The organism is Listeria sp. MAN/IMW/UF555 (assembly GCF_058684075.1).
In genome coordinates, this window is sequence record NZ_JBZWZS010000003.1 from 160,882 (window position 1) to 184,975 (window position 24,094).

Annotated in this window: 21 protein-coding genes; 1 reads left to right on the plus strand and 20 read right to left on the minus strand. The window is 37.2% G+C overall.

Translation table 11 applies throughout. The features are described from left to right. Positions 1 to 30: 30 nt before the first annotated feature. From esaA to AC4PG8_RS10675, 20 genes are all read right to left on the minus strand, one after another. Positions 31 to 3,186 carry a type VII secretion protein EsaA gene (gene esaA / locus AC4PG8_RS10580; protein WP_492170343.1) on the minus strand — a complete coding sequence of 1,052 codons (3,156 nt, stop codon included), beginning with the start codon at positions 3,184 to 3,186 and terminating at the stop codon, positions 31 to 33. A 148-nt stretch (positions 3,187 to 3,334) separates the two neighbouring features. After that, positions 3,335 to 3,628 carry a WXG100 family type VII secretion target gene (locus AC4PG8_RS10585; RefSeq protein WP_003759554.1) on the minus strand — a complete coding sequence of 98 codons (294 nt, stop codon included), beginning with the start codon at positions 3,626 to 3,628 and terminating at the stop codon, positions 3,335 to 3,337. A 325-nt stretch (positions 3,629 to 3,953) separates the two neighbouring features. Beyond that, positions 3,954 to 5,246 (minus strand): adenylosuccinate synthase, encoded by a 1,293-nt coding sequence (locus AC4PG8_RS10590; protein ID WP_492170344.1) that lies wholly within the window; start codon positions 5,244 to 5,246, stop codon positions 3,954 to 3,956. Between the two features lie 258 nt (positions 5,247 to 5,504). Continuing rightward, positions 5,505 to 6,857: a replicative DNA helicase gene (gene dnaB, locus AC4PG8_RS10595; RefSeq protein ID WP_003721677.1), complete on the minus strand. Its 1,353-nt coding sequence runs from the start codon at positions 6,855 to 6,857 to the stop codon at positions 5,505 to 5,507. Between the two features lie 24 nt (positions 6,858 to 6,881). Next, on the minus strand, positions 6,882 to 7,328 hold the full coding sequence (gene rplI, locus AC4PG8_RS10600; RefSeq protein WP_003772680.1) for a 50S ribosomal protein L9: 447 nt from the start codon (positions 7,326 to 7,328) through the stop codon (positions 6,882 to 6,884). A 2-nt stretch (positions 7,329 to 7,330) separates the two neighbouring features. Then, a complete protein-coding gene (pdeA, locus tag AC4PG8_RS10605) occupies positions 7,331 to 9,304 on the minus strand; it encodes a cyclic-di-AMP phosphodiesterase PdeA (RefSeq protein WP_003772681.1) in 1,974 nt (657 codons plus the stop codon). Positions 9,305 to 9,470: 166 nt separating this feature from the next. Further along, the gene (locus AC4PG8_RS10610; RefSeq protein WP_003759538.1) at positions 9,471 to 10,199 is read right to left on the minus strand and encodes a LytR/AlgR family response regulator transcription factor; all 729 of its coding nucleotides are present in this window, start codon (positions 10,197 to 10,199) and stop codon (positions 9,471 to 9,473) included. A gap of 18 nt (positions 10,200 to 10,217) precedes the next feature. Further along, complete coding sequence (locus tag AC4PG8_RS10615) at positions 10,218 to 11,513, minus strand: sensor histidine kinase (protein ID WP_010990170.1); 1,296 nt, start codon at positions 11,511 to 11,513, stop codon at positions 10,218 to 10,220. A gap of 95 nt (positions 11,514 to 11,608) precedes the next feature. Then, the gene (locus tag AC4PG8_RS10620; protein WP_003721672.1) at positions 11,609 to 11,770 is read right to left on the minus strand and encodes a cyclic lactone autoinducer peptide; all 162 of its coding nucleotides are present in this window, start codon (positions 11,768 to 11,770) and stop codon (positions 11,609 to 11,611) included. Beyond that, a complete protein-coding gene (locus AC4PG8_RS10625) occupies positions 11,754 to 12,368 on the minus strand; it encodes an accessory gene regulator ArgB-like protein (RefSeq protein ID WP_003764750.1) in 615 nt (204 codons plus the stop codon). Before AC4PG8_RS10625 ends, AC4PG8_RS10620 begins: the two co-directional genes overlap by 17 nt. A gap of 255 nt (positions 12,369 to 12,623) precedes the next feature. Further along, entirely contained in the window at positions 12,624 to 13,235 is a 612-nt protein-coding gene (locus tag AC4PG8_RS10630) for a PepSY domain-containing protein (RefSeq protein WP_003759535.1), read from the minus strand. A gap of 155 nt (positions 13,236 to 13,390) precedes the next feature. Then, entirely contained in the window at positions 13,391 to 13,630 is a 240-nt protein-coding gene (gene rpsR, locus AC4PG8_RS10635) for a 30S ribosomal protein S18 (RefSeq protein ID WP_003721669.1), read from the minus strand. Between the two features lie 43 nt (positions 13,631 to 13,673). Then, complete coding sequence (gene ssb / locus AC4PG8_RS10640; RefSeq protein ID WP_003759533.1) at positions 13,674 to 14,213, minus strand: single-stranded DNA-binding protein; 540 nt, start codon at positions 14,211 to 14,213, stop codon at positions 13,674 to 13,676. Between the two features lie 55 nt (positions 14,214 to 14,268). Beyond that, entirely contained in the window at positions 14,269 to 14,562 is a 294-nt protein-coding gene (rpsF, locus tag AC4PG8_RS10645) for a 30S ribosomal protein S6 (RefSeq protein ID WP_003718123.1), read from the minus strand. Positions 14,563 to 14,841: 279 nt separating this feature from the next. Continuing rightward, positions 14,842 to 16,068, minus strand: coding sequence for an arginine deiminase (arcA, locus tag AC4PG8_RS10650; protein ID WP_492170345.1), 1,227 nt, complete (start codon positions 16,066 to 16,068; stop codon positions 14,842 to 14,844). 77 nt (positions 16,069 to 16,145) lie between these two features. Then, on the minus strand, positions 16,146 to 16,805 hold the full coding sequence (locus AC4PG8_RS10655; RefSeq protein ID WP_492170405.1) for a DedA family protein: 660 nt from the start codon (positions 16,803 to 16,805) through the stop codon (positions 16,146 to 16,148). 203 nt (positions 16,806 to 17,008) lie between these two features. Further along, entirely contained in the window at positions 17,009 to 18,094 is a 1,086-nt protein-coding gene (locus AC4PG8_RS10660; RefSeq protein WP_185521025.1) for a glutamine--fructose-6-phosphate aminotransferase, read from the minus strand. Then, a complete protein-coding gene (locus AC4PG8_RS10665) occupies positions 18,095 to 19,453 on the minus strand; it encodes a PTS sugar transporter subunit IIC (protein WP_003772691.1) in 1,359 nt (452 codons plus the stop codon). A gap of 12 nt (positions 19,454 to 19,465) precedes the next feature. Continuing rightward, positions 19,466 to 21,868 (minus strand): glycoside hydrolase family 9 protein, encoded by a 2,403-nt coding sequence (locus AC4PG8_RS10670; protein WP_492170346.1) that lies wholly within the window; start codon positions 21,866 to 21,868, stop codon positions 19,466 to 19,468. After that, positions 21,865 to 22,830, minus strand: a complete 966-nt coding sequence (locus tag AC4PG8_RS10675) for an ROK family protein (RefSeq protein ID WP_492170347.1) — start codon at positions 22,828 to 22,830, stop codon at positions 21,865 to 21,867. Before AC4PG8_RS10675 ends, AC4PG8_RS10670 begins: the two co-directional genes overlap by 4 nt. Before the next feature lie 201 nt (positions 22,831 to 23,031). Here AC4PG8_RS10675 and AC4PG8_RS10680 point away from each other — a divergent pair, with 201 nt between their 5' ends. Beyond that, on the plus strand, positions 23,032 to 24,087 hold the full coding sequence (locus AC4PG8_RS10680) for a LacI family DNA-binding transcriptional regulator (protein WP_185482453.1): 1,056 nt from the start codon (positions 23,032 to 23,034) through the stop codon (positions 24,085 to 24,087). Positions 24,088 to 24,094 lie beyond the last annotated feature (7 nt).

The following is a 24,094-nucleotide window of genomic DNA, read 5'->3' on the forward strand; positions in this document are numbered from 1 at the left end:
CTCCTCTGCATCTTCTTTATTAGAACGGTGTCAAACGAAAAGGTTAAGCCCCGTAAACACTAGTGTCGCGCCAATCAAACTGTATACAATAATAATGTAATCTTGTTGCATACTTAAAATTCCATTCAGCAACTGTTCCATATATTGTAGTGGCGAAAATTTCCTAAAGGTCGCAAAAATTGATTCATTATCGATATTAAGTCCAACCGCATCTGTTAAAAATAGATACAAACTCAAAACGAGTAAAACAATCGACATTCCAATCATGTTTAATTGGCGTAGTACGTACGAAAATGCAGTAACAAGCGCCATCATAATCAGTAAACAAACCCCAATCCATAGGAAAATCCCAATTTCGCCTAAATCAAAAATAAAGCCAGAAATAGCGCCGATTACTAAGCCTTCAATTATTCCAACACATATCATCAAAAACGTGATTGGAATATTTTTAAAGACAATGGACATTTCTTTTTCAAATTCATTTAGTTGCTGGCGTTTCTTCTCTTGGTGAGAAATAACATAACTTGTGAAAATCGCCAAAATTGTACAAATTAGAACCATGAAGTACGGCATTGATTTATCTCCAGCGACAATAGTTCCCGCATTCATTTTATCTACTGGATTACTTAAGAAACTGTAGAGATTTTCATTTTGCCGATCGCCAATACGGCTATTTTCCATAACTTTAGCGAAATTTTTCTGGAAAGTTTCATCATCTTTCAGTTTTTCTCCTAAGTCCTCCGATAAAGTAGAAGCTTCTTTAACTAGGGTTTCACCGCTTTGCTGAATATTCTTCGCTTCCTTATCAATCGCATCAAAAGTTTCATAGACAACTTCCGCCGACTTTAAGTTGCCTTCAGACGTCCCAGCAAGTGATTCACTTTCCGCTAAAAGTCCGGCAAATTCAGAATTTAGTTGAAGCGCCATCGTAGCTTCCTCACCCGTTTTATCTAAAACTACATCATTTTCTTTTATTAAATCCTTACTTGCATTTCGCCAAGATTCTAGATTTTCTAAAGTTAGCGCTAAATTGGTATTTAAATTTATTGCCTGTTCGGTTGTCTCAGTGAGCCTGTTAGTGACATCTTCTGAGCGCGAATTCGCTTCGGCCATTGTATATTTATAATCATCAATCCGTTGTTTGAATGCATTAATTTTTTTCTTATAATCCGCTACAAATCGGTCTGTTGTAAGATTTACAAAATTACTAATAACATCTTCCTTATTAAAAATGTAGTAATACGAAGACGTTTTCGCAGAGTTTTCTAAGGTAATACTATAATTACTAAAATCCGGTAGCTGTGCTGAGTCACTTGCGTCAATTCCGTAATACAAATCAAACAACGCCTGCAACTTATAATAATCTTTCACTGTATTAGTAATAGCTTTTACAGAGGTTTTTGTTTCGTTAAGATACGTAGGCTCTGTGACTTTAATAGGTACAACTTCTTTTCTAACTACGAGCGAACTTTCTGGAGTAGAGGGATCTAAACCAATTGGAATCGTTGGCATTTGAGGATATTCTTGTTTTTCATATTGTTGCAAGGAAGCTGTCCAATTCACTGCCCCAACTAAAGGCACACTTGCGCCCTCTTTTAATTTCGCTGTCCCCGTAACCTTAATTTCAACCAGCGTCCCTAGAGCTGGAATAGTAAGTCTTAAGCCATTTTCACCATAAGGAGCCACTTGAACTAATCCCGTTTGAGCATCTCCATTTACAACCCCAACAACATTTTCAAATGAAAAATTTTCATCTAATGTTAGGAGAATTTCAGAAGCATATTCACTTCCTTCTAAAGTAATTGCATTACTTTCTAGCGCCACGCCTTCTGATTTCAGCTTGTTTATAGCGTCACTTTTTAGCGTATCTGTTGGTAGAGTTTTCATTTCATTTGTGATGCTGAAATTATCACCAAAAGCATTGCGATGACTGCTATAATATTTTTTTGAAATGGTTACAATATTTTTATATAACTCCTCGTCAAGTCCGATTGAAGCTAATTGGTCCGTATTGTATGTCGGTAAAGCCTTGATAGTTTTCACAATCATATTGTTAAAACCAGCATTAATATCCTCGCCAGCTAAATCTTTAAGACCAATTTCATTCAATCTATCAGAGTACTCGTTTTCTTGTAGAATGCGTAACAAGTCGTTATATACTGCTGTACGGAAATCATTTTCGAGCGTTCCGATGATCTCAGCATCTAACGCTTCAATACGAGCATTCGTTTCTGCAATGTAGCTTTGTAACGCTTGAGTCTGGGTGAGTAACGAATTGTTTCCTTCTATAATCTGGAATTCTGAAGTCATCTGATCATTGGCTCTTTCTAAAGCGACTGTTTGCGTTCTAATATCTTCCGCAGTCAAAGTTCCATCAAATGTCTGTAAATTTTCCGCGAATCCGGCTCGAAGTGGACCATTTTCCTCTTGCGTTTTTGTAAAAGCATCCATATTCTTCATATGTTCCGCATTTTCTTTTTTAGCGAGATTTAAGCTTTCTTCAAAAGCCTTCATAATCTCTTGGAAACCCTGAAAACTCTCTTTGGAGGCTCCGGTATAATCTTCTACTGTTTTAAATTGTTTTGTGTAATTTGAAAGGGGATTGTTTATATCTTTGTTGTAAATTGCATCATATTTTTTCTCTTCTTTTACTAATGTGCCAATATTGTCTTGTGCTTCTTGTAACGTGGTTAAAATGCTCGCAAAATAAACATCAATAATACGCGTGTTGAAATCTTCCAATACAGACGCAGCTGTTTTTTCTGCTTCTGCTTTTAGGTCGCTATTTCCAACGTCATTTACTTTGTAACTAATGGTTACTTTTTCTGGCGCCTCTGATGTCATAGATAATGCTTTTTTAGAAAAATCACTCGGAATAACAATCATCATATTGTATACATCTCGTTTTAAGCCGCTCTCCGCAACACCGCGACTTACAACGTACCATTCATGTTCTTCGTCTTTTTCAACACTTTTAACAAATTGATTTCCAAATTCTGCCCGTTTTCCTTGGAATGTGTCTCCTTGGTCCTCATTAACAAGCGCGATAGTCATTTTATGCGCTTTTTCCGTATTATTTTTATCACCCTTACTAGCCCCTTGATTCAAGGCTAAATAAGTAATTCCTGCCGATAAAAAAATCGCCAAGACTAAAAAGAGTAAAATACTCCATTTTACTTTTTTCATTCATGTCCACTCCCGCTGTGTCTTTTTTTATATAAATGCCTTTTTAGACATAAGCTTTCTATTTTAGAAAAAGCCATGCAAAAAACTGCATGGCTTTTCGTAAAGCATCCAACGGTATTTGTATGTATGCTTTACTGTTTAATGATTTTTAGAATCCGAAGTTTTGAGAAAGTTGTTGATCGTGCTCTTCTACTGCGTTTGCTGTCTTCTCAAGTTGATCGTTAATTTGATCCATTAAGTTTGCGAATTCAGTTACTTTTGGTTTTAATTGCTCAAATTGATCATCAAAACGCATAAAAGCTTGACCTTCCCATTCGCTACGTAGTTGATCTTGTAGTTGACTTAAACGACTTAGAATATCCTCAATATCTCGACCACTTTGACCGTAAGTTTTCGCGCGATCACGTAGTTCGCTTGGACTCATACGAATTTGACCTGACATTCACTTCATCTCCTCTTATTATCTATTGTGAATAAGCTATCACAATCAAATTATATCATGAATTCACAAAAGAAATTGTGACATAAAAACGAACAAAACCACTTCATTTCAACGTTATTAGGTATTTTTGTGGAATCCTATTTCTATAAAAAGATGCGTTTTTCACAAACAGAACTTATTTTTGTTAACTTTTACAACTTTTAAATATACAAATGATACACAGTGATTTTAAAGAAAAAGTCCTTGCCAGGAGCAATATTTCCTATTAATAACATCAAAAAAACTCTCCAAGGAAAATCCTCAGAGAGTTTAGGTTGTAGTAATATTAAGCTAAACGCCACACGCTTTTAACAACGTGAGTTTGCGCGCGGTCAGGACCTACAGAGAACATAGAAACTTGCACACCTGTAAGTTGAGCAATGCGTTCCATGTAATGACGACAATTTACTGGTAGGTCATCTAATGATTGCACTTCAGTAATATCTTCTGTCCAACCAGGAAGTTCTTCATAAACAGGTTCACAACGAGCTAAGTCTTTCAAGCTTGCTGGGAATTCTGTAATTGTTTTTCCGTCTAACTTGTACGCTACACAGATTTTAAGTGTTTCAATTCCTGTCAAAACGTCCAGTAGAGTTAAGGATAAATCGGTTAATCCGCTCACACGACGAGCATGACGAACAACCACACTATCAAACCAACCTACACGACGCGGACGACCAGTAGTTGTACCATATTCATGGCCAACTTCACGGATAGTGTCACCAATAGAATCAAATAATTCAGTTGGGAAAGGACCATCTCCAACACGAGTTGTATATGCCTTTGCAACACCAACCACATGATTGATTTTCGATGGGCCAACACCGCTACCAATTGTTACGCCACCAGCAATCGGATTACTTGAAGTTACAAATGGATATGTTCCTTGATCAATATCAAGCATAACCCCTTGCGCTCCTTCAAATAACACACGTTTACCATCATCTAATGCATCATTTAAAACAACTGACGTATCACAAACATAGTTTTTAAATTGTTGACCATATTCGTAGTACTCATCTAAAATATCTTCTAATTTAAAGCCTTCTAGCTCATAAAAACGTTCTAGTAAACGGTTTTTCTCACCAAGATTATGCTCTAATTTTTCTTTAAAAGTTTCTTTATCTAGTAAATCGATAATACGAATACCAACACGAGCTGCTTTATCCATGTATGCCGGCCCGATACCTTTTTTCGTTGTACCGATTTTGTTTGCGCCTTTACGTTCTTCGTCAGCTTCATCAATCCGAATGTGATACGGTAAAATAATGTGCGCGCGGTTAGAAATACGCAAATTAGAAGTATCCACGCCTTTGTCATGAAGATATTTTAATTCCTCCACTAAAGCTTTTGGATCAACAACCATACCGTTACCAATAACACTAATTTTTTCTTTGTAAAAGATACCTGATGGAATTAAGTGCAATTTGTACGTTACGCCATCAAACTTAATTGTATGGCCCGCATTGTTCCCACCTTGATATCTAGCAATCGCTTCTGCATTCTCGGAAAGAAAATCTGTAATCTTCCCTTTTCCTTCATCGCCCCACTGTGTTCCTACAACAACAACTGAAGACATTTAAACACCTCATTTAATTGGTCTTTGATAGCTATGATTTTTTCATAGCCTCTTCATTTTCCACTATACATTGTACCGTTTGCCACCAAAATAGTCAATGGATTTACGAACATTGATTTGTAAGGTAATTTTATCGTTCGCTTTTTTAATCATTTTACGGGAATTTCAAAGTCCATTAATAGTAATACGATACCTTTTTGCATAAAATAAAAACCTTGCGAACTCCAAATCTAATTAGAATTTCACAAGGTTTCCTTATTAAGCCATTGCGTCATCGTAACGCACTTCTAAATTCACAAACTTATTGTATTCTTTTACAAAGGCTAATTTCACGTCACCGACCGGACCATTACGTTGTTTTGCAATAATAATCTCAATCGTACCGTCATTTTCACCTTCCCGATCATAGTAATCTTCCCGGTATAAAAAGGCTACAATATCCGCATCTTGCTCAATCGAACCCGATTCACGAATATCTGACATCATTGGACGTTTATCTTGACGTTGCTCTACACTACGAGACAACTGTGAAAGGGCAATTACTGGTACCTCAAGTTCCCGCGCCAAAGCTTTTAACGACCGAGAAATCTCAGAAACCTCTTGTTGCCTATTTTCACCGCCACGACCGCTCCCCGCAATAAGTTGCAAGTAGTCGATTACGATCATACCAAGACCTGTTTCTTGTTTTAAACGACGGCACTTGGAACGAATCTCATTCACCCGAACACCCGGCGTATCATCAATATAAATACCAGAATTAGAAAGTGTACCCATCGCAATTGTCAGTTTTTGCCAATCATCACTCGTTAAAGCACCTGTCCGCAAATTCTGCGCATTAATATTACCTTCCGCACAAAGCATACGCATAACAAGTTGTTCCGCACCCATTTCCAAACTAAAAATGGCTACATTCTCGTCTGTTTTTGTTGCAACATTTTGTGCGATATTTAAGGCGAATGCTGTTTTACCAACAGAAGGACGCGCCGCAACAATAATTAAATCATTCCGCTGAAATCCAGCTGTCATTTTATCCAGCTCGTTAAATCCAGTCGGAATACCAGTAATATCACCTTTACGATTATGCAAAATTTCAATATCATCATAAGTTTTAACTAGGACATCTTTAATATTCTTAAATGCACCAACATTTTTACGTTGCGAAACTTCCAAGATACTCTTTTCCGCTTCGTCCATAAGCATGTCCAGCTCGTCTTCGCGCGAATAACCATCTGTTGCAATTTGGGTAGCAGTTCTAATTAAACGTCTCAGAAGTGCCTTGTCCTCGATAATATGGGCATAGTATTCCAAGTTAGCCGCAGTTGGTACAGCACCGGATAATTCCGTTAAATAAGGCAAACCGCCCGCATCTTCTAAATTACCTTTGGCAGCAAGTGCCTCATATACTGTTAAAACATCGACAGCCTTCCCGTGGTCATTCAAATCAAGCATCGTTTCAAAAATGATTTGGTGACCAGTTCGATAAAAATCATCCGGCATTAAAATTTCAGAAGCAGTAATCAGCGCATTTGGCTCAAGAAATATCGCGCCCAGTACAGCTTGTTCGGCTTCAATATTTTGTGGTGGTGTTCTGTCCTGGAAATTATTATCCACTGTCTTACGCTCCCTTAAGAAAAATTATTCTTCACTTACATGTACATCAAGTGTTGCCGTTACTTCGTGGTGCAGCTTCACAGGCACTTTTGTGTGTCCTAAAGCTCGAATTGCTTCTGGTAGATCCATTTTGCGTTTGTCTACCTTAATACCATGCGTTTTTTCAAGTGTTTGAGCAATTTGTTTAGATGTAATGGAACCAAACAATCTACCGCCTTCACCAGACTTCGCTTTTAATTCCACTGTTAATTTTTCCATTTTTTCTTTCAAAGCTTTTGCCTCAGCTAATTCTTCAGCAGCTAATTTATCTTCTTTTTTCTTTTGAGCGGAAAGTGTGCTTAAAGCCGCATTGCTAGCTTCAACCGCGTAACCATTTTTAATTAAAAAATTGTTTGCATAACCATCTGCAACATTTTTTGTTTCACCTTTTTTACCCTTACCTTTTACGTCTTTTAAGAAAATAACTTTCATAATTATGTTTCTCCCTTCCAATACGCATCAATGGCGCTAATTAATTGTTTTTCTGCTTCTGCAATTGTAACATCTTTAAGCTGTGTGGCTGCATTCGATAAATGTCCACCACCGCCTAGTTTTTCCATAATGACTTGCACATTGATTTGTCCAAGCGACCTTGCACTAATTCCTATTAATTTATCTGGACGTAGCGTGATAACGAAGGATGCCTGCACACCTTCCATTGAAAGCATCGTATCTGCTGCCTGAGCTGCAATAACCGTGCCGAATTCCTCGTCTTCATGTCCAGTCGCAATTGCCATACCATCATGATAAATTTCAAGCGACTCTACTAAACGACTCCGCTGTGTAAAAGTAGTTATATCCTCTTTTAAAAATTGTTGCACTAAAATTGTATCTGCTCCAAGCGATCGTAAATAACTCGCCGCATCAAATGTTCTTGAACCAGTTCGAAGCGTAAAGTTTTTCGTATCAACAACAATTCCCGAAAGTAATGCTGTCGCTTCAATTTTCCCAACCTGTTCTAAATCAGGCTGGTACTCAAATAGCTCCGTAATAAGTTCCGCTGTAGATGACGCATATGGCTCAATATAAACCAGAACCGGATTACCAACAAATTCCTCTGAACGACGGTGATGATCGACAACGACCACATTCGTAGCAGAATCAAGCAGTTCCTTATTAATAACCATCGAAGGTTTGTGCGTATCAACTACGACAAGCAAACTCTTCTCTGTGATATTTTCCAGCGCAACTTGTGGAGTCACAATGTTTTTAATCACATTTGGATATTCTTCAATTTCATTCATTAGTCGCTTCACATCAGGACTCATTTTGCCAGGTTCAACGACCACATAAGCATTCCGATTGTTCATTTCAGCAATTCGCATTACACCTAGACTTGACCCAATTACGTCCATATCCGGATAGCGATGCCCCATAACAAAAACTTGGTCACTTTGCGTAATTAGTTCTTGCAAAGCTTGCGAGATAACGCGTGCCCGAACTCGAGTCCGTTTTTCCATCGGATTCGTTTTCCCACCATAAAATCTAACTTTTCCTTCAGGTTGTTTGATTACGACCTGATCTCCGCCTCGCCCTAGAGCAAGGTCCAAGCTTGACTGAGCCAAATCTGCCAACTTAATCAAATCATCTTCCTTATAACCAATCCCAATACTTAAAGTCAGCGGAATATTTTGTTTTGACGTCCGCTCACGAATTCGGTCCAAGATTTGAAACTTCTCTTCCTCCAATTGCTTCAACATTTCTTCGGTCAAAAAAGCCATAAATCGGTCTGTCGAAATTCGCTTCAAATAAATACGGTGCTCCCTGGCCCAGTTAGTCAACATCGATGTCACTAAGTTATTTAGGGCACTACGGCGTCTATCATCCATACCCTGCGCCCATTCATCATAATTATCTAAGAAAATAACCGCAAATACTGATTTATTCGCTTGAAATTTCTTATTTAAATCATAATACTCCGTTCGGTCGTATAAGTACAAAATTCGCTCTTTACGCTTTACAATCGTATCAAAGCGATGTTCACGCCAAGCAATTGACATAATTCCTTTTTCATCATTTCCAGTTATTACATCCAGAAATTCCGGTCCCACTTCTTCCAAAGATTCACCAATTAGCTCAGTTTTATCAAAGTATTTGGACATGAACGGGTTAACCCATTCGATTTTATAATGTTCATCATACAGAAGTATCCCCATCGGCATTTCAACTAGCGCTTCTTCTTCACTGCGCTTAATCCGATACGTTAAATTAGACACATACAATTGAACGTCTTCATTTAGGCGATATTCAAAGTAAAACATCGCAACTGTAAGAATAATTCCGCCAACAACTACTAACGCCGATAACCACCACGAAAAAAAGAACGTGATTACGCTCAAAATAATTGTCGCTGCAATCAGACCGTATAATGGATATTTAAGCATTCGTTTTTGAAAATAGCCTGACATTTCATCCAGCTCCCCATTTTTTTACATACCTTTTGTCTGAATTTGAGTATCTATATCATAACATAAAATTAACTAACAATTCATCACTATTATTTTACCTATAATTCCCCATTTCATCAAATTCAAGCTGACGTTCGTACAAAAAAAGCGACCCTTAAGGCCACTTTTATAAACTCAAACTTTTAATTAGTTTCGATGATGCATAACAATTTTCTCCGTTAGACATCTTCACCACGCCTTTTGTCGTATCGAGTTCGTGGATATTTTTCTTATTCACAATATACGAGCGATGGCACCTATAAAAAGATTCATCCAACATTTTCTCAATACTTTTCAACTTACCATAAAATTCCACTTGGCGATTTTTGCCATGTAAAATCACTTTATGAATCGTAGGCGCTGTTTCGAAAAACAAAATATCGTCTAAAAGTTCATGAATAATCTTTTTATCGGAAACTTTAAAGGTAAAATACTTCTGCATATCTTGGTCGTTAGAGATTCGTTCTTCTGCCTGCTTCATACAAGCTAAAACACGGTCATGCAACATATCAATATCATCTTTAATAATGTAATCAAGCGCTTCCACCTTGTACGTGAAAGTCATATAACTTAGTTCAGCATGTGTCGTAATGAAAATGATGAAACCGCGTGGATCGAATTTCCGGATTTCTTGAGCTAATTCAAAGCCATTCATGTCCGGTTGACCTAAATCAATATCAAGAAAATACAGTCCCATACCTTGATGTCTAGGCATTCGTGATACTAACTCAAACGGATCACCTGTTGAAAGTTCCAACTTCATATCAAAATGTTCAACCATTATATAGTCTTCAATATATTTTGTTAACCTTTCTCGCTGCATCCTATTATCTTCACATATAAAAACCGGTAGCATAAAATCATCCCCATTCTTCTACATAATTTCTAATTCTTGAATAACTTCTCTATTAGTCACTTTTGTATCTAAGGCAACGTGCGAATATTTCTTCATAATCTCCCGCAAACTAGCAAGTCCTAAACCACGACCCTCTCCTTTTGTGGAAAAACCTTCTTCAAATATTTTATAAATCGGTGGCATATTTACTGGCAAGCTATTCGCAAACACAATAATAATGCTATCACCCTTCTTCACAAACGCGATTCGAATAACTGGATTTTCACAAGTTAGCGCCGCTTCAACAGCATTGTCCAGTAAAATCCCGACAACTTTGCATAAATCTATGCTATCCATCGAAATCTTATCAATCGGTTCAACTACTTCTAAAATTGCATCAATTTTCAACTCTTGGGCTCGTATTAACTTAACCGCCAATAAGCCTTTCAGTTCAATCACATGAATATTTTGAAGCAAAGAAATTTTATAGTTGTTAGATTCAATTGTTTTATTTATAGGTACGATATTATTTTCAAAGTAATACTTCAAACCCGGCATATCATCGTTATCAATATATCCTACAAGCGTTGACAGGATATTCACATAATCATGACGAAAAACGCGCATTTCTCTATGCAGGGACTCTAATGTAGTAACATAATCCTGTAACTGTTCTAGCTGTTCCTTCTGATTCTGTACTTTAAGTTCATTGGTTGCAGTGTTAATCACAACCGTCACAATAACTATTAACAAAATGGTATATCCTGTAAAAATAAGCGTATTAATTTTCAAAACTGATCCATCGAAACCTGCGATTGACCCTGCATATATGTTCATATAGAACGCTAAGACAGTAAGAGCCACGATAGAAAAAATAATGTACGCATATTTTCTATGTTCAACAAATCTAGAAATATTAACTTTTTCAATCAATTTTCTAAGAATAAACGAAAATACCAACAAGTTCGCCAGCATTCCCGCACAGTAAATTAGTGTTGGTAACAATTCATTAAATATTTCATCATATTTAAAGTTCAAGCCCGGTACTAAAATAAAACCTACTATAGAATCACTGATAGTAAGCAAAATAATGACCACAAGCGTAATAGAACCTGAAACTATCACATTTTTATTTTTCCAATATAAGGCACTTACAAAAACAATCAACACAAAAATCATCGACCAGTATTGAACTAATGTAAATAAAGGGAAGGCTAGCATAGCAATTGCTATAGTAACCAATCCCTCTTTAATTGAAAAAACTTTGTTTGTCAAAATCTGGATTGCTATAAAAATACCCGTTATCTGTATAATTGCCATCAAAATACTAAACATATTAATCCTCCACTGTCTAAAATATCTATGTTTAAATATGTAAGTTTGCCTTCTTTTTATTTTAGCATGAATTTTGATGTTATACAGTTTTAAATTTATTTATTTTCGTTTTTTTCTTGCATTTTCACAAATGGACTTTTTGGTTCGTATACAAACATGAAACAAGCTTTACTCATAGAAGAATCCGCAACTTTCATGGATTGTTCTTCTAGCTTTCTAGAAAGGAATTTACCAACTGATTTATTCATATTTTTCATAGTTCCGATACCTCCTTTTCAATAGTTTGTAAGTAAGTGGATTAATACTTATCACCTGAAACAAAGATCCTACCATGATTAATGTTTTCATCTCTGCGAATGGTATTAGTAACGCAATTCCCGTTAAAATTAGCGTTCCTATCATCGCTTTTCTTTTTAGTTTTTTCCGGTGTTCTTCACCGATTAAAGGCAAACTTTCTGTGTCTGCCGGAGCGAATAAAAACATGTTGAGTAGTATAAATGCAAATGTGCCTAAAACAATCCAATTATTAGAAGGTATATTTTGGAAAATAAAAGGTGCAAGCACAAACATTGTTAAGCTAATTAGTGTACAGTTCAATGTTTTGGTCGCATGTAATCCAAAAGAATACCGTCTGAGCCATAAATATGACAGATGCACTGTCACTGTTTGCAGTAATAACCCTGTTACTAAGGCAATACCGTATACGATTGCAAACTTCATGACGTTAATTAAAATTATCTCCAGCCCATATTTTACTTTTAAATAACCTTCTTCGTCATCTTTCCAGCGATCTTTTGAAATCAAAACATCCGCCATTCTTTCTGACAAAGGTACTTTTGCAGTAAAATTACTCAACTAATTCACCTCCACTAACATTTTACAACGAATTTAGCCATTATAACCAAAAATGTAATGAAATGTCCGATTCTTGTCATGAACGACTCAAAAACAGCAAAAATGCCGATTTTTTGGATACATTTCAGAATTTTCAAACGTGTAAAAAGTACCTCTGAATAGTAACAAAAGACTATATTAACCTTTAACTTTAGTAATATTATTCATAAAAAAAGCTACCTGCGAAAGAATAATCACAGGTAACTTTTCGTGTTTTTAGTCATCTTGTTCTGTTTGTAAGACATCTAATGTTTTTGAATTTAACTTAATTTCGTATTTATTGTTACCTTGTTTTACAGTTACTTCATAATAAGTTGTATCTAATTCTCTTTCTATTTTCCAACTTGTTACATCGCCTGCTTGCTCGCTAACGGCTTTGTCCATTGCTTCTTTTGGTGATTTAATTCCATCTAAGCTGATTTTTTCGTTTTCTTTTTCTACTCCACCTGTATCTTCTTTATCTAATTTATCGGTTTCGTCAGCTAATTCTTCTTTTGTTTCTGCATTAAATTTCATTTCGTACTCATTATCGTTTGAGATACCTTCTACTTTATAAATATATTTTCCCAAGTTTTTCTCTAATTCAACGCTAGAAATTTCTGCATCACTATGTTTATCTTTAAATGCTTTCACCGCGTCTTCATAACTCATATCGAAGCTTTTATTTTGCAAGCTATCGGATGAACTTTTATCGTTGTTACTTTTGCTACTAGTAGTTTCTTTACTGCTATTACTTGAAGAAGTATCCTTATCATCATTAAAACTACACGCAGATAGTGCTCCTACTAATAATACTGCCACCCCTACTGTTGCTAATTTTTTATACATTTTTGTTGCCACCTGTGTATTTTTTTACTTCTATTTAAGAATAACATGAATGTAAGATGCTAAACGTCCAACTTAAGCCCTAAGTTTCCTCCGCATAAAGTCTCCATTTAACAAAAAACAGCCTAGAAATAAATTCTAGACTGTTAATAGTTAACTTATTTTTCTTCAGCAACAAATGGTAGTAATGCCATTTGGCGAGAGCGTTTGATAGCAACAGTAAGTTTACGTTGATATTTAGCGCTTGTTCCAGTTACACGACGAGGTAAAATTTTACCACGTTCGGAAACGAATTTTTTAAGAAGTTCTACATCTTTATAATCGATATGCGTAATACCATTGGAAGTAAAGTAACATACTTTTTTCCGACGGCGTCCGCCTCTGCGTCCTCCAGCCATTGAAAGTTCCTCCTATCTTAAAGTTCAAACCGCTAAAATGAATTTAGAATGGTAAATCGTCATCAGAAATGTCGATTGGCTTACCATCACTTGCAAAAGGATCATTGTTAGTGGATTGATAATTTTGATTTTGAGATTGTTGCTGGTCCTGTCCGAATCCACCGTTATTAGTAGGTGCTTGTCCGAAGTTATTTCCACCGTTATTATAATTATTGTTGTTATTTCCGCCTTGATAGTTATTATTTCCGCCACCGCCATTAGAATTGCGCGGCTCAAGGAATTGAACACTCTCAGCTACAATTTCTGTCACATAAACACGTTTGCCATCGTTTCCCTCGTAATTACGAGTTTGAACCCGGCCATCAACGCCTGCCATGCTTCCCTTCTTCAGGAAATTAGCAACGTTTTCTGCTGGTTTACGCCAAACAACACAATTAATAAAGTCAGCTTCTCGTTCTCCCTGTTGGTTAGTGAACGTACGATTTACAGCTAATGTAAAAGTCGCAACGGCCACACCAGCTGGAGTGTAACGTAATTCAGGATCCTTTGTTAAGCGTCCTACAAGTACTACACGATTCATCATGCAAAACCAACCTCCTCTCGTTTAGTAAATCAAGGTCCTAGCCTTGAATAAATTCTTATGCTTCTTCTTTAATTACCATGTGACGAACGATATCATCAGAAATTTTTGCTAAACGGTCAAATTCGTTGATAGAATCTGCTTTGTCAGCATTCAATTTCACGATGTGGTAAAAACCATCACGATAGTCATTGATTTCGTATGCTAAGCGACGTTTACCCCATTCTTTTGATTCGATGATCTCCGCGCCATTTTCAGTTAAGATTCCGTCAAAGCGTTCAACAACAGCTTTTTTCTCATCTTCTTCAATGTTTGGGCGAATAATGTACATAATTTCGTACTTTCTAGCCATCTACTCTACACCTCCTTGTGGTCTTAAGCGGCTCTGATAAGGTATGTAATCACACCATATCCCTGAAATTCAGACTGCCTTTAGCAAGCCTTAAAATCAAGAGCGAGCAAGGAATAATTTATAATTACTCACAATAAAATATTATATCATAGCGCAAACTAACCAGCAAGATATTTCTCGAAAATTTCTGGTTTGAAAACACTATAGCATATCTTAAAAACAGCGACAATACTTTTTGTGAAAGTCGTTTTTTGAGGGGAAATACCAGTTTTTCAAAGCTTATTTTAGATTTTCCCTAGTTATCGGCATTGTCATACATCTAGGACCCCCGCGCCCCCTAGAAAGCTCCGAGCTAATTACCTCATGAACCTTAATACCAGCCTTTCTTAAAAGGTCATTTGATACGTGATTTCGATCATATGTAATTACTTCTCCCGGCGCAATCGCAAGCGTATTAGCACCATCATTCCACTGCTCTCTCGCTGAAACAATCACATCTTCTCCGCCACAAGGAATAAAATCAACTTCTGGCACACCTAGAACTTCGGCAATTACACGCTTAAAATCTCTACGCGGAGTAATTTCTAGCCCGTTCTCACTTTTTTCTAAAATATAGACATTTAGTTCGCCTTGCTGGTTTTGAATAGCGGGATGAATTGTAAACTGTGCAAAATTGACCATTGTAAAAACTGTATCTAAATGCATAAATGATCTTGTTTCTGGTATTTCAGCTGCTAGTACTCGCTTGATTTTTGGAGCGCGACTAAATAAACTTTCTGCTAGCCGCTCAACCGCGCGCGCATCAGTTCGCTCGGAAACACCAACGAGAACCGTTTCCTCATTCAAAATGAGCTCATCTCCGCCCTCTAATGGGAAAGGCTCTTCTCGACCAGACCATATCGGGATTTCTTGACCACTAAAACGAGGATGATGTTTTAAAATGAGCTCAATAAATAGTGACTCTCGTCTTCTTGCAGGTTGGAACATTTTGTTAATTGTTACACCACTACCAATGACTGCAGCCGGATCACGTGTAAAATATAAATTAGGTAACGGATCCAAGAAAAACGGATATTGTTCGTCCATCATTTCATTTAAATGTTTCTTTTTTCGTTCTGGAATTTCTGATTTTTTCAATCCGGACATCAGTTTTTTAATCATTTCTTCTTCATCAAAAGCCATCAAATAATCACGTACATAGAGAGCACTTTCATCCATTTGATTGGATTCTTTAATCATTTTCGTTAAAAAATGTCCTTTATTACTAGCTTCTTTTAACGCTTCTGCTGCTAATTTTTCTAAGTAGAGTACTTCAATATTCGAGTCTTGCATCGTTTTGACAAAAAAATCATGTTCCTTCTGCATCATTTTTAAGTAAGGTATGTCGTCGAATAATAACGACTCTAGATATTCTGGCGTGATATTTTCCAACTCAGAACCGGGCCTTTTTACAAGGACGGTTTGCAGTTTACCAATTTCGGATGTAATATTTAAACCATTTTCCATTTCTACCACCTCTTCCTAAACAATTACCCCAAAACTTATCATTTATACATTTCCCGGGAAATAAAAAAACACGGAAATTAATCCGCGTTTTTTTGAGTCATTTTACTTCTAATAAAGGAAACTACCATCGGAATTACTGAAACTACGATGATTCCGATCACAACTAATGAGAAGTTGTCTTTAACGATTGGGAAATTACCAAAGAAGTAGCCTGCAAGTGTACAAAGTAGAACCCAAACAGTTGCTCCTAATATATTATAATTGATGAAATAACGATAATTCATTCGACTTGCCCCCGCAACAAACGGTGCAAATGTACGAATGAAAGGCATAAATCTAGCAATGAAAATCGTTTTTCCACCATGTTTATTGAAGAACGCCTCTGCTTTTTCCATTTTTTCTTGGTTTATTAATCTCCCAAACCAACTATCTTCTGGTATGGAAGTTCCAATTTTTTTACCGATTTGATAGTTTACTGAATCCCCGATGACTGCTGCTAACCAAAGTGTGATAATTAGAGGCACAATATGTAAAATTGAACCGTCCAACACGGATAAAGCTCCCGCGGCAAATAGTAATGAATCCCCTGGTAAGAACGGAAATACTACTAGGCCAGTTTCTATGAAAACAATCAAGAACAAAATGATGTAAGTCCAAATTCCAAAATTGTTTATAATCTCCACTAAATGTTGGTCAATATGCAAAATAAAATCAATGATGTACGTAATAAAATCCACCAGGCACTCACTTCCTTTTCTTTTTTTAAAAGTCAAAGTCCATTTTACCACAAGTTAACTCTCCGTGTATCAGACTTGTGACTTATTTATCAATTTTTAATAATTAAATGTCTTTTCTCTTACTTACAAAATTCAGGAAGTAGTGTGTAAAAAAGACTGGAAAACCCCTACTTACTTCGGGTTTTCCAGTCTTTTAGTAATTTTTAAGCGTAGTCTCCAGGTTTTGTTTTACTTTTCATTGCTACGCCAAAGTCTGTGTAGATACGTTCTGTTAATTTGTTCCCTTTCAACTCCGCAATGTGATGAGCTAAGATTTGGAAAGGAAGAATCATTAGAAATGGTGCTTGAAATTCATCCAACTCAGCGGGAATCGCTAGCGTACGGTCATTCTCAGCTGTACCAAACTTAATAGTATACGTAAATGGCGTGTATTTGGATTCATAATCGCGTAATAGCACTAATCGCTCTGTAACTGCGCTTTCTGTTTCTATGAAGAAAATTCTATGCTGCGGGTTTACTTCTAAATATGGGCCATGCATAAACGCTTCTAAATCAAGACCTTGCGATGGTACACGAACTGTTTCTGAGAATTTTGTTTCAAATTCTTTGCACGTTCCAACTGTTGGACCATAACCAATCGCAGTAAACTTTGGTGCTGAAGCAAATTCATTTTTCCATTTTTCATAAAATGCTTCTGTTCGGGCAATTGTTTCTGGAATGGCGTCAGTTGCTCGACGGAACGCACTAATTTCGTTATTAAAACGAGTCCCATCAATTTGCGCCGTTTTATAAGCGAAATGAAGGCCTGTTAGCATTAATGTCAAGACTGTTGCAGTGAAGCCTTTTGTTACGTAACCAACCCGTTCTTTTCCACAACCTATATCAAGTGTGATATCCGCAAACTCCGCAATTTCACTTGTTACATCACTGGTTAGCGCAACTACTGGCACGGAAGCTTCTTTTTTCACACGTTCTAGCGCGGAAATAGTCGATGTGCTCTGACCACTTTGTGAAATACCGATAACTAAATCTAGGTGACTTGATAATTTTTCGTAATAGAGATGATTGAATGGTTCTTCAATAGTAATGCGTACGTCAGCTAGATTTTCAATGTAATATTTGGCACTTTGGGCTGCATTCAAACTTGATCCAGTAGCTAAAATCAGCCATTCTTTTGCGCCATTTTTTACTAAAGCTTCTAATTGTTCTGCATTTTTTTGGAAATTAGCTAAAATTGATTTGCACATTTCCTCTTCTTCGTTAATATAAGTCATCATTGTTGGTTTCATTTAAACTTCTCCATTCGTTACTGTTTCTGCTTCAACGTTTCCAGCAGCTTTTTGTTCTAAAACGTACGCGCGGTTAGCTACAAGTACAAATGGTAGGTAAATGAGCGTTCCAACGACGATAATTGCGATTTGTAAGATGGAAGCGCGAATGTCCCCACCTGTTGCAAGATACCCTGAAAGTACAGGCGGTGTTACCCAAGGAATCAAGATGTACGTTTGGCTAATCCAGCCCCATGAAGTTGCAAAATACGCCATTGCTGTTGAAGCAAGTGGTGCGATAACTAGCGGAATACCGTAAATCGGGTTGAATACAACTGGCAAACCGAACATAAGTGGTTCACTGACATTGAAAATACTAGGGATTAAGCCAAATTTTGTTACCATGCGATGATCTGGTCGTTTTGAGGCAATGAAAATCGCGATAACTAAACAGATAATTGTTCCGCCACCACCCATATAAACAAACGCATCTAAAAACGGCTGTGTAACAATATTTGGTAAAGCTGATCCTGCATTGACAGCATCAATATTTTGTTGCAAGGAAGTTAATAGTACTGGCCCTGAAATTGCGCCTAATACGAATGCACCGTGAATACCAAATACCCATAAGAATCCCGCTAAAAATACATAAAGTAGAATACCTGGTAACGTTTGGAAACCGCCTACTAGTGGGATTTGTAGAACTTTTACGATAATTTCTGGAATACTCATTGATACAAAACTAACTACGAGCACTTCAATAATTGCTAAAATACTTAAAACTAAGAAAGATGGAATTAAAATGTTAAATGATTTTGCAATTGCCGGTGGAACACTTTCAGGCATGGAAATCTTTAATTTTTTACTTTTTGAGAATTTTGCAAGCATTGTAATACTAACTAAAGAAGCAATAATCGCTAGGAACATCCCAGTTGAACTTGTCATTTCTTGTGTTAAAACGCCGCCAGCCTCAAACGCTTTTCCGTCAACAGACATTAAGTGTGAAGACGCGGGAATTAAGACTACATAAGCTGCAACTGCAACCATTCCTTCCGTACGACCTTCCATTCCATATGATTTAGCTAAAAAGTTCCCGATTAGAAACGCTGCTAAAATCGCCATAATACCAAGTGTCGCATTATAAACTTGCACACCTACACCCAAATAATTTTCTACATTTGGAATGAATTTAAGCAGACCATTCTCTGGTTGAAGCAAAACATTATTTACAAGTAAGAAAAATGCTGCAATAATCGTAATCGGAATCATTGCTGCAAAGCCATCACGAATTGCCATAATGTGCTTTTGCGATGAAATTTTTTGGGCAAAAATTGATAATCCTTCAATAAACCGACTAGATAAACTTCTCTCTGAACTCATTTTTTTGTCCTCCTATGACTTTCCTGTTATTTTGTTTAAATCTGCTACAATTGACATCCATTTGCCGGCATTACCGACCCAAACTTCCTTATAAGTTGCATTATTAAACTCCGGCCAGTATGGTTCATCTTCATTTCTAAAGGTTTCCATTCCGACTGGTATCTCCCCTGTGATTTCGCCGTTAAGCACACTATACTGCTGCGCGTAACGGTAACCTTCGCCGTGCATCATTGATTGTCCAAATGGGTTCATTCCTATTACCCACTGCAACTGACCTTCTGCAATATTTAACAGCGCCTTATCTTGCAAAATTTTCCCAGCAATTGATGCCGCTTTTCCTGCCGAAAGTAAAATGGCGTTATTGCCTCTAAACGAGAACCAGATTGGGAATTTCCGTAAAGCTATCTCGTCATTTATTTTGATACCTTGTTCGAATTGTAATTGGTATTCTTCTATCGCTCGTTCATCAATGAGTAAATGTTGTAAGTGAAAACTTGCTTCGTCTAAATACTCGTCTTTTTTGTAAAGTCCGGCTGGAATGAGCGGATACGGTTTAGTGAAACGCGTTACTTTTTTCAAATAGTCACCGTACATTTCGACCGCTTGTAGCCAAGTTTGTTTTTCGGCGTGACCAGGTTGCGTTTCAAGAGCCGCCTCAAGTGCCATCAAATAAAGATGTTCACGCGCTTGATGATTGAAATGTTGAATAACATTGTGCGTTTTATCTCGGTAGAAAAATCCTTTGTAAAGTTCGCTAGTTTCGCTGTCTTTAATCCCAGTTTTTTCTTGTGCCTCTAACATCAAATCTAACCATTCGACCGCTTTTTCTGCGTATATTTCTTTGTTTGTTAATTGATAAACCATCGAAGCCGCCCATGAAGCCGTTGCGTAATACAAACTTTCTGAGGTTTGATACGTATGCTCCCAGAAAATCGGTTTTTGCCCAGTTCCATGTTTTTCAAGTTCCGCTATCGCAAAAAGTAAATCTTCTTCCGCAATTCGTAGTAGATGATTCTGCATAGTGGCGTTATCCTGGATTTGGCTGCCGATATACGCTTCAATCCCCGCACAGTAAAAATTCTCATAAGCTTGATTATGAACTCGCGCGATTGCGTCATCCATGCCACCAACAAGACCATCCGTCCATCTAGTCATACCAGCACTTGTCGCTCTAAAACCATCTCCAAAGCGGGTTTTCAATATGAAATCTAACCCCCACTCACCTTCTTCTAAAAGGCGCATCCGTAACATTTCATCTTTTTCAGATAAACTCGCAGCCATTTCATATAAAGCCATCGTTACTTCGGCCGTTTGAATAAGTTGTTGCGAAACATCACCCGCGTCATGCCAACCACCATTGAATGACAGCTGTTTTCCATTATGTTCAGCGATAATATCCGCATGACAAGTCGTATGTTTTCCAAAAATCGGGCAACCACAACGTTCACAGAAAATAAAATTAAGTGATTTCCAGATAGAAGATTCCCAAATCACTTCGGAAGTCCCAATTTGGAACAGTTCCGATTGCATCTCAGCAAATTTCAAATAATACTCACCCACAGTTTGTAAATCTGAAAAATCAAGAATAATGAAATTGCCAGTTTCGGTTGTATTTTGGTACCCTTTTCCGGTGAAAACGACTTTATTTGTTTCTTTTTCGTGGATTGTAAAGGAATTCGCTTCAAGTTTATTGGCACAAAACGCCACTTTTGGCATGTCTTTTGCGTATCCGTTGTGGGAATAAATTAGCGAATTATCTTGCGGAACCCAGCCCTTGGAGATTTCCGGCTCACTGATTTGCTCTAGTTTAATTTCACTAATTAATAACTCCATTGTTCCAGCAGTCAGCCGCTCTGGGCCATTCAAATAATAGCTAAAACTAATTTCTGTCATTTTATCCCGTGGCAATCCTTCAATTTCAAAAATGACATCGTTCCATTCATGGTTGATTAAATTCACGCCATGAACGCCTTCACGTCCATATATATCAGGTACTTTCACGGTTCCATCATTTTTAAAGCTAATCATTAAATATGGATTCGTTACACCTGGAAAATCTGGGAAAACTTGAATTCTCACGCGGTTAAAGCTGTTCCAATCCTCATTTTGAAGTGGCGCAGATATGAGAACGTTACCAAAATTGGTGTAGTCACCGTCATCTGGCGCACCTGCTGGCCAATGTGGCATAACAACTGGAGAAGTCAACTTAATCTCACCTTGATCAGATATAGCAAAATCGCCAGCGCCTTGATGTGTAAAATCTAAGGAAACCTGTTTTTCAGAGCTAAGTAACGTTCTACTTGATAAAACTTGTTTCTTTTTCGCTATCGTTTCTAGCGCATGTTCCGTTTCAATTGGAAGTGGTCGATGAATAATACCTGTTTGCACAATTTGTTGCTTCATTTTCGGCTTCATTCTTGTCCTCCTTCATTTCCTAGTCTCATTCCAATAACTGCCGCCCCAATTAAGCCAACTTTATCCTTCTCAAGCTGTGAGCGAACAACGCCTTTCGTAACAAAACGGATTGTATTACTTTGAAGATTAGCTTTTATCTTTTGGAAAAAATGCTCGTTTCTTGTCACTCCGCCGCCTAGAATGACACATTCTGGATCTGTCGTCCGAACCATATTCATAATCAAATTAGCTAGCTGAAGCGTGGCATTATCAATGATTTTTTCAGCCAATTCATCTTTTTGTTCTGCTGCATGAAGAACCATTTTTCCAGTTAATTCGGTTTTATTATTAGCAAGAAGGGATGTAGGGTATTCATTTAAATGTCTAAGCGCTTCTTCTTTTATTCCAAGACCAGAAGCAAGACGCTCCACACAGCCGTATCTGCCACAACCACACAGTACATCGCTATGAATATCTACAACGGCATGACCAATTTCACCAGCGTTAAAGTGCCCGCCTTGCGTAATGCGCCCGTCTACAACAAATCCAGCAGCAAGACCAGTACCAACATTTAAATAAATAAAATCATTTGTTTCTCGCCCCCAACTAAATTGTTTTTCAGCCATTGTTGCGCAAACTACATCATTACCAAGCCTCACTGGCAATCCTGTTTTCGCTTCTAACATTTTCGCTAGTGGTATCGGATTTGTTTTTCCTGGTTCGATTTCCAGCCAAATGCCCGCCTTATAATCTACGCGCCCTACTAGGCCCACACCGATCCCAATTTGTTTCGTTGCTATAAAACCAATATTTTCCGAGTAATCATCTAGCGCATTTAGCAGAACTTCTACCGCTTTGGCTTGATTTTCTGTATTGCTCGGGTAGCTTTTGGACCGCAGCACCTCCCCATCTTTTGTTACTTCACCGATTAAAATTTTAGTGCCACCTAGATCAATGCCGATGACAGATTCTTGTATGTTCAACTATTCCACCTCATTTTTGGTAACGTTACCAAATTAAAACGTTTGTTGATAGCGCTTTCTAACATAGAATAACCGGATAAATTTAATATGTCAACCCTTTTTCACTTATTTTTGATAACGTTACCAAATTTCACTTGTTATTTAGACCCAAATAAGCTACACTTAAAATAGCTAAAAACGCTTACGAGGTGAATATTCCTAATGAAAAAAATAACTATACAAGAAATTGCAAAACTTAGCGGTGTTTCCGTTTCAACTGTCTCTCGAGTGATTAATAATAGCCCCTCGGTTTCAGCAGCGAAACGCAAGAAAATCCAAGCAATTATAGACGAACACAATTACACACCTAGCGTCTTTGCGCGTGGAATGGTCAATAAACAAACAAAAAATATTGGCGTAATTTTACCGGATATTTCCAATCCTTATTTCATTTCACTCATAACGCAAATCCAAAAATTCGCGCTAGATTACATGTTTTCGACAATTTTATTTAATACGATGCTTGCCGAGCCAAATAATAAGAATAACAAACATCCTTTGACGGAAGAAGATTACTTAAAAATTATTTTAGAAAAACAAGTGGATGGATTACTTATTTTAGGTGGCGAAATTGATAAAGAAGTTGTTTCAAAAGACTATATCAATGCTTTAAATCAGCTAAATAGAGAAATTCCAGTTGTCGTTATTGGTTCAAAAATTCCCGAACTCAACTGTTTATTTATTGAACGTAATTTAAAAAAAGGCATAACAACTTTAGTTAGCCATCTGACAGCGCTAGATCACAAAAATATTGGCTTTATTGGCGGGGAAGCTGGTGTGAAAATCACCTCCTACCGATTGGAATCATTTAAGGCTGCTATGGCTAGTTACAATCATCCGGTTAACGAAGATTGGATTGTTCTTTCTGACTACTATACAGCTGATGGATACACGGCGATGACTAAACTTCTGGAAAATAACACTACTTTACCCACTGCACTTGTAGCAATCAATGATAATGTTGCAATTGGAGCGATTAGAGCGATTAATGACGCGAAACTTTCTTGCCCGGAAGATATTGCCATCGTCAGCTGCGATCAGTTTATGAATGGCGATTATCAAACCCCGCGCTTAACTTCAATGGATCAACACAATGAATACCTTGGAAAAATGGCACTTTTGCAATTGATTAGCGCAATTAACGGTCAAGTTGAGCCGATGATAATTAATCATAATCCAGAATTAATCATCCGCGAATCATGCGGTTCCAAGCTATAATGAAAGG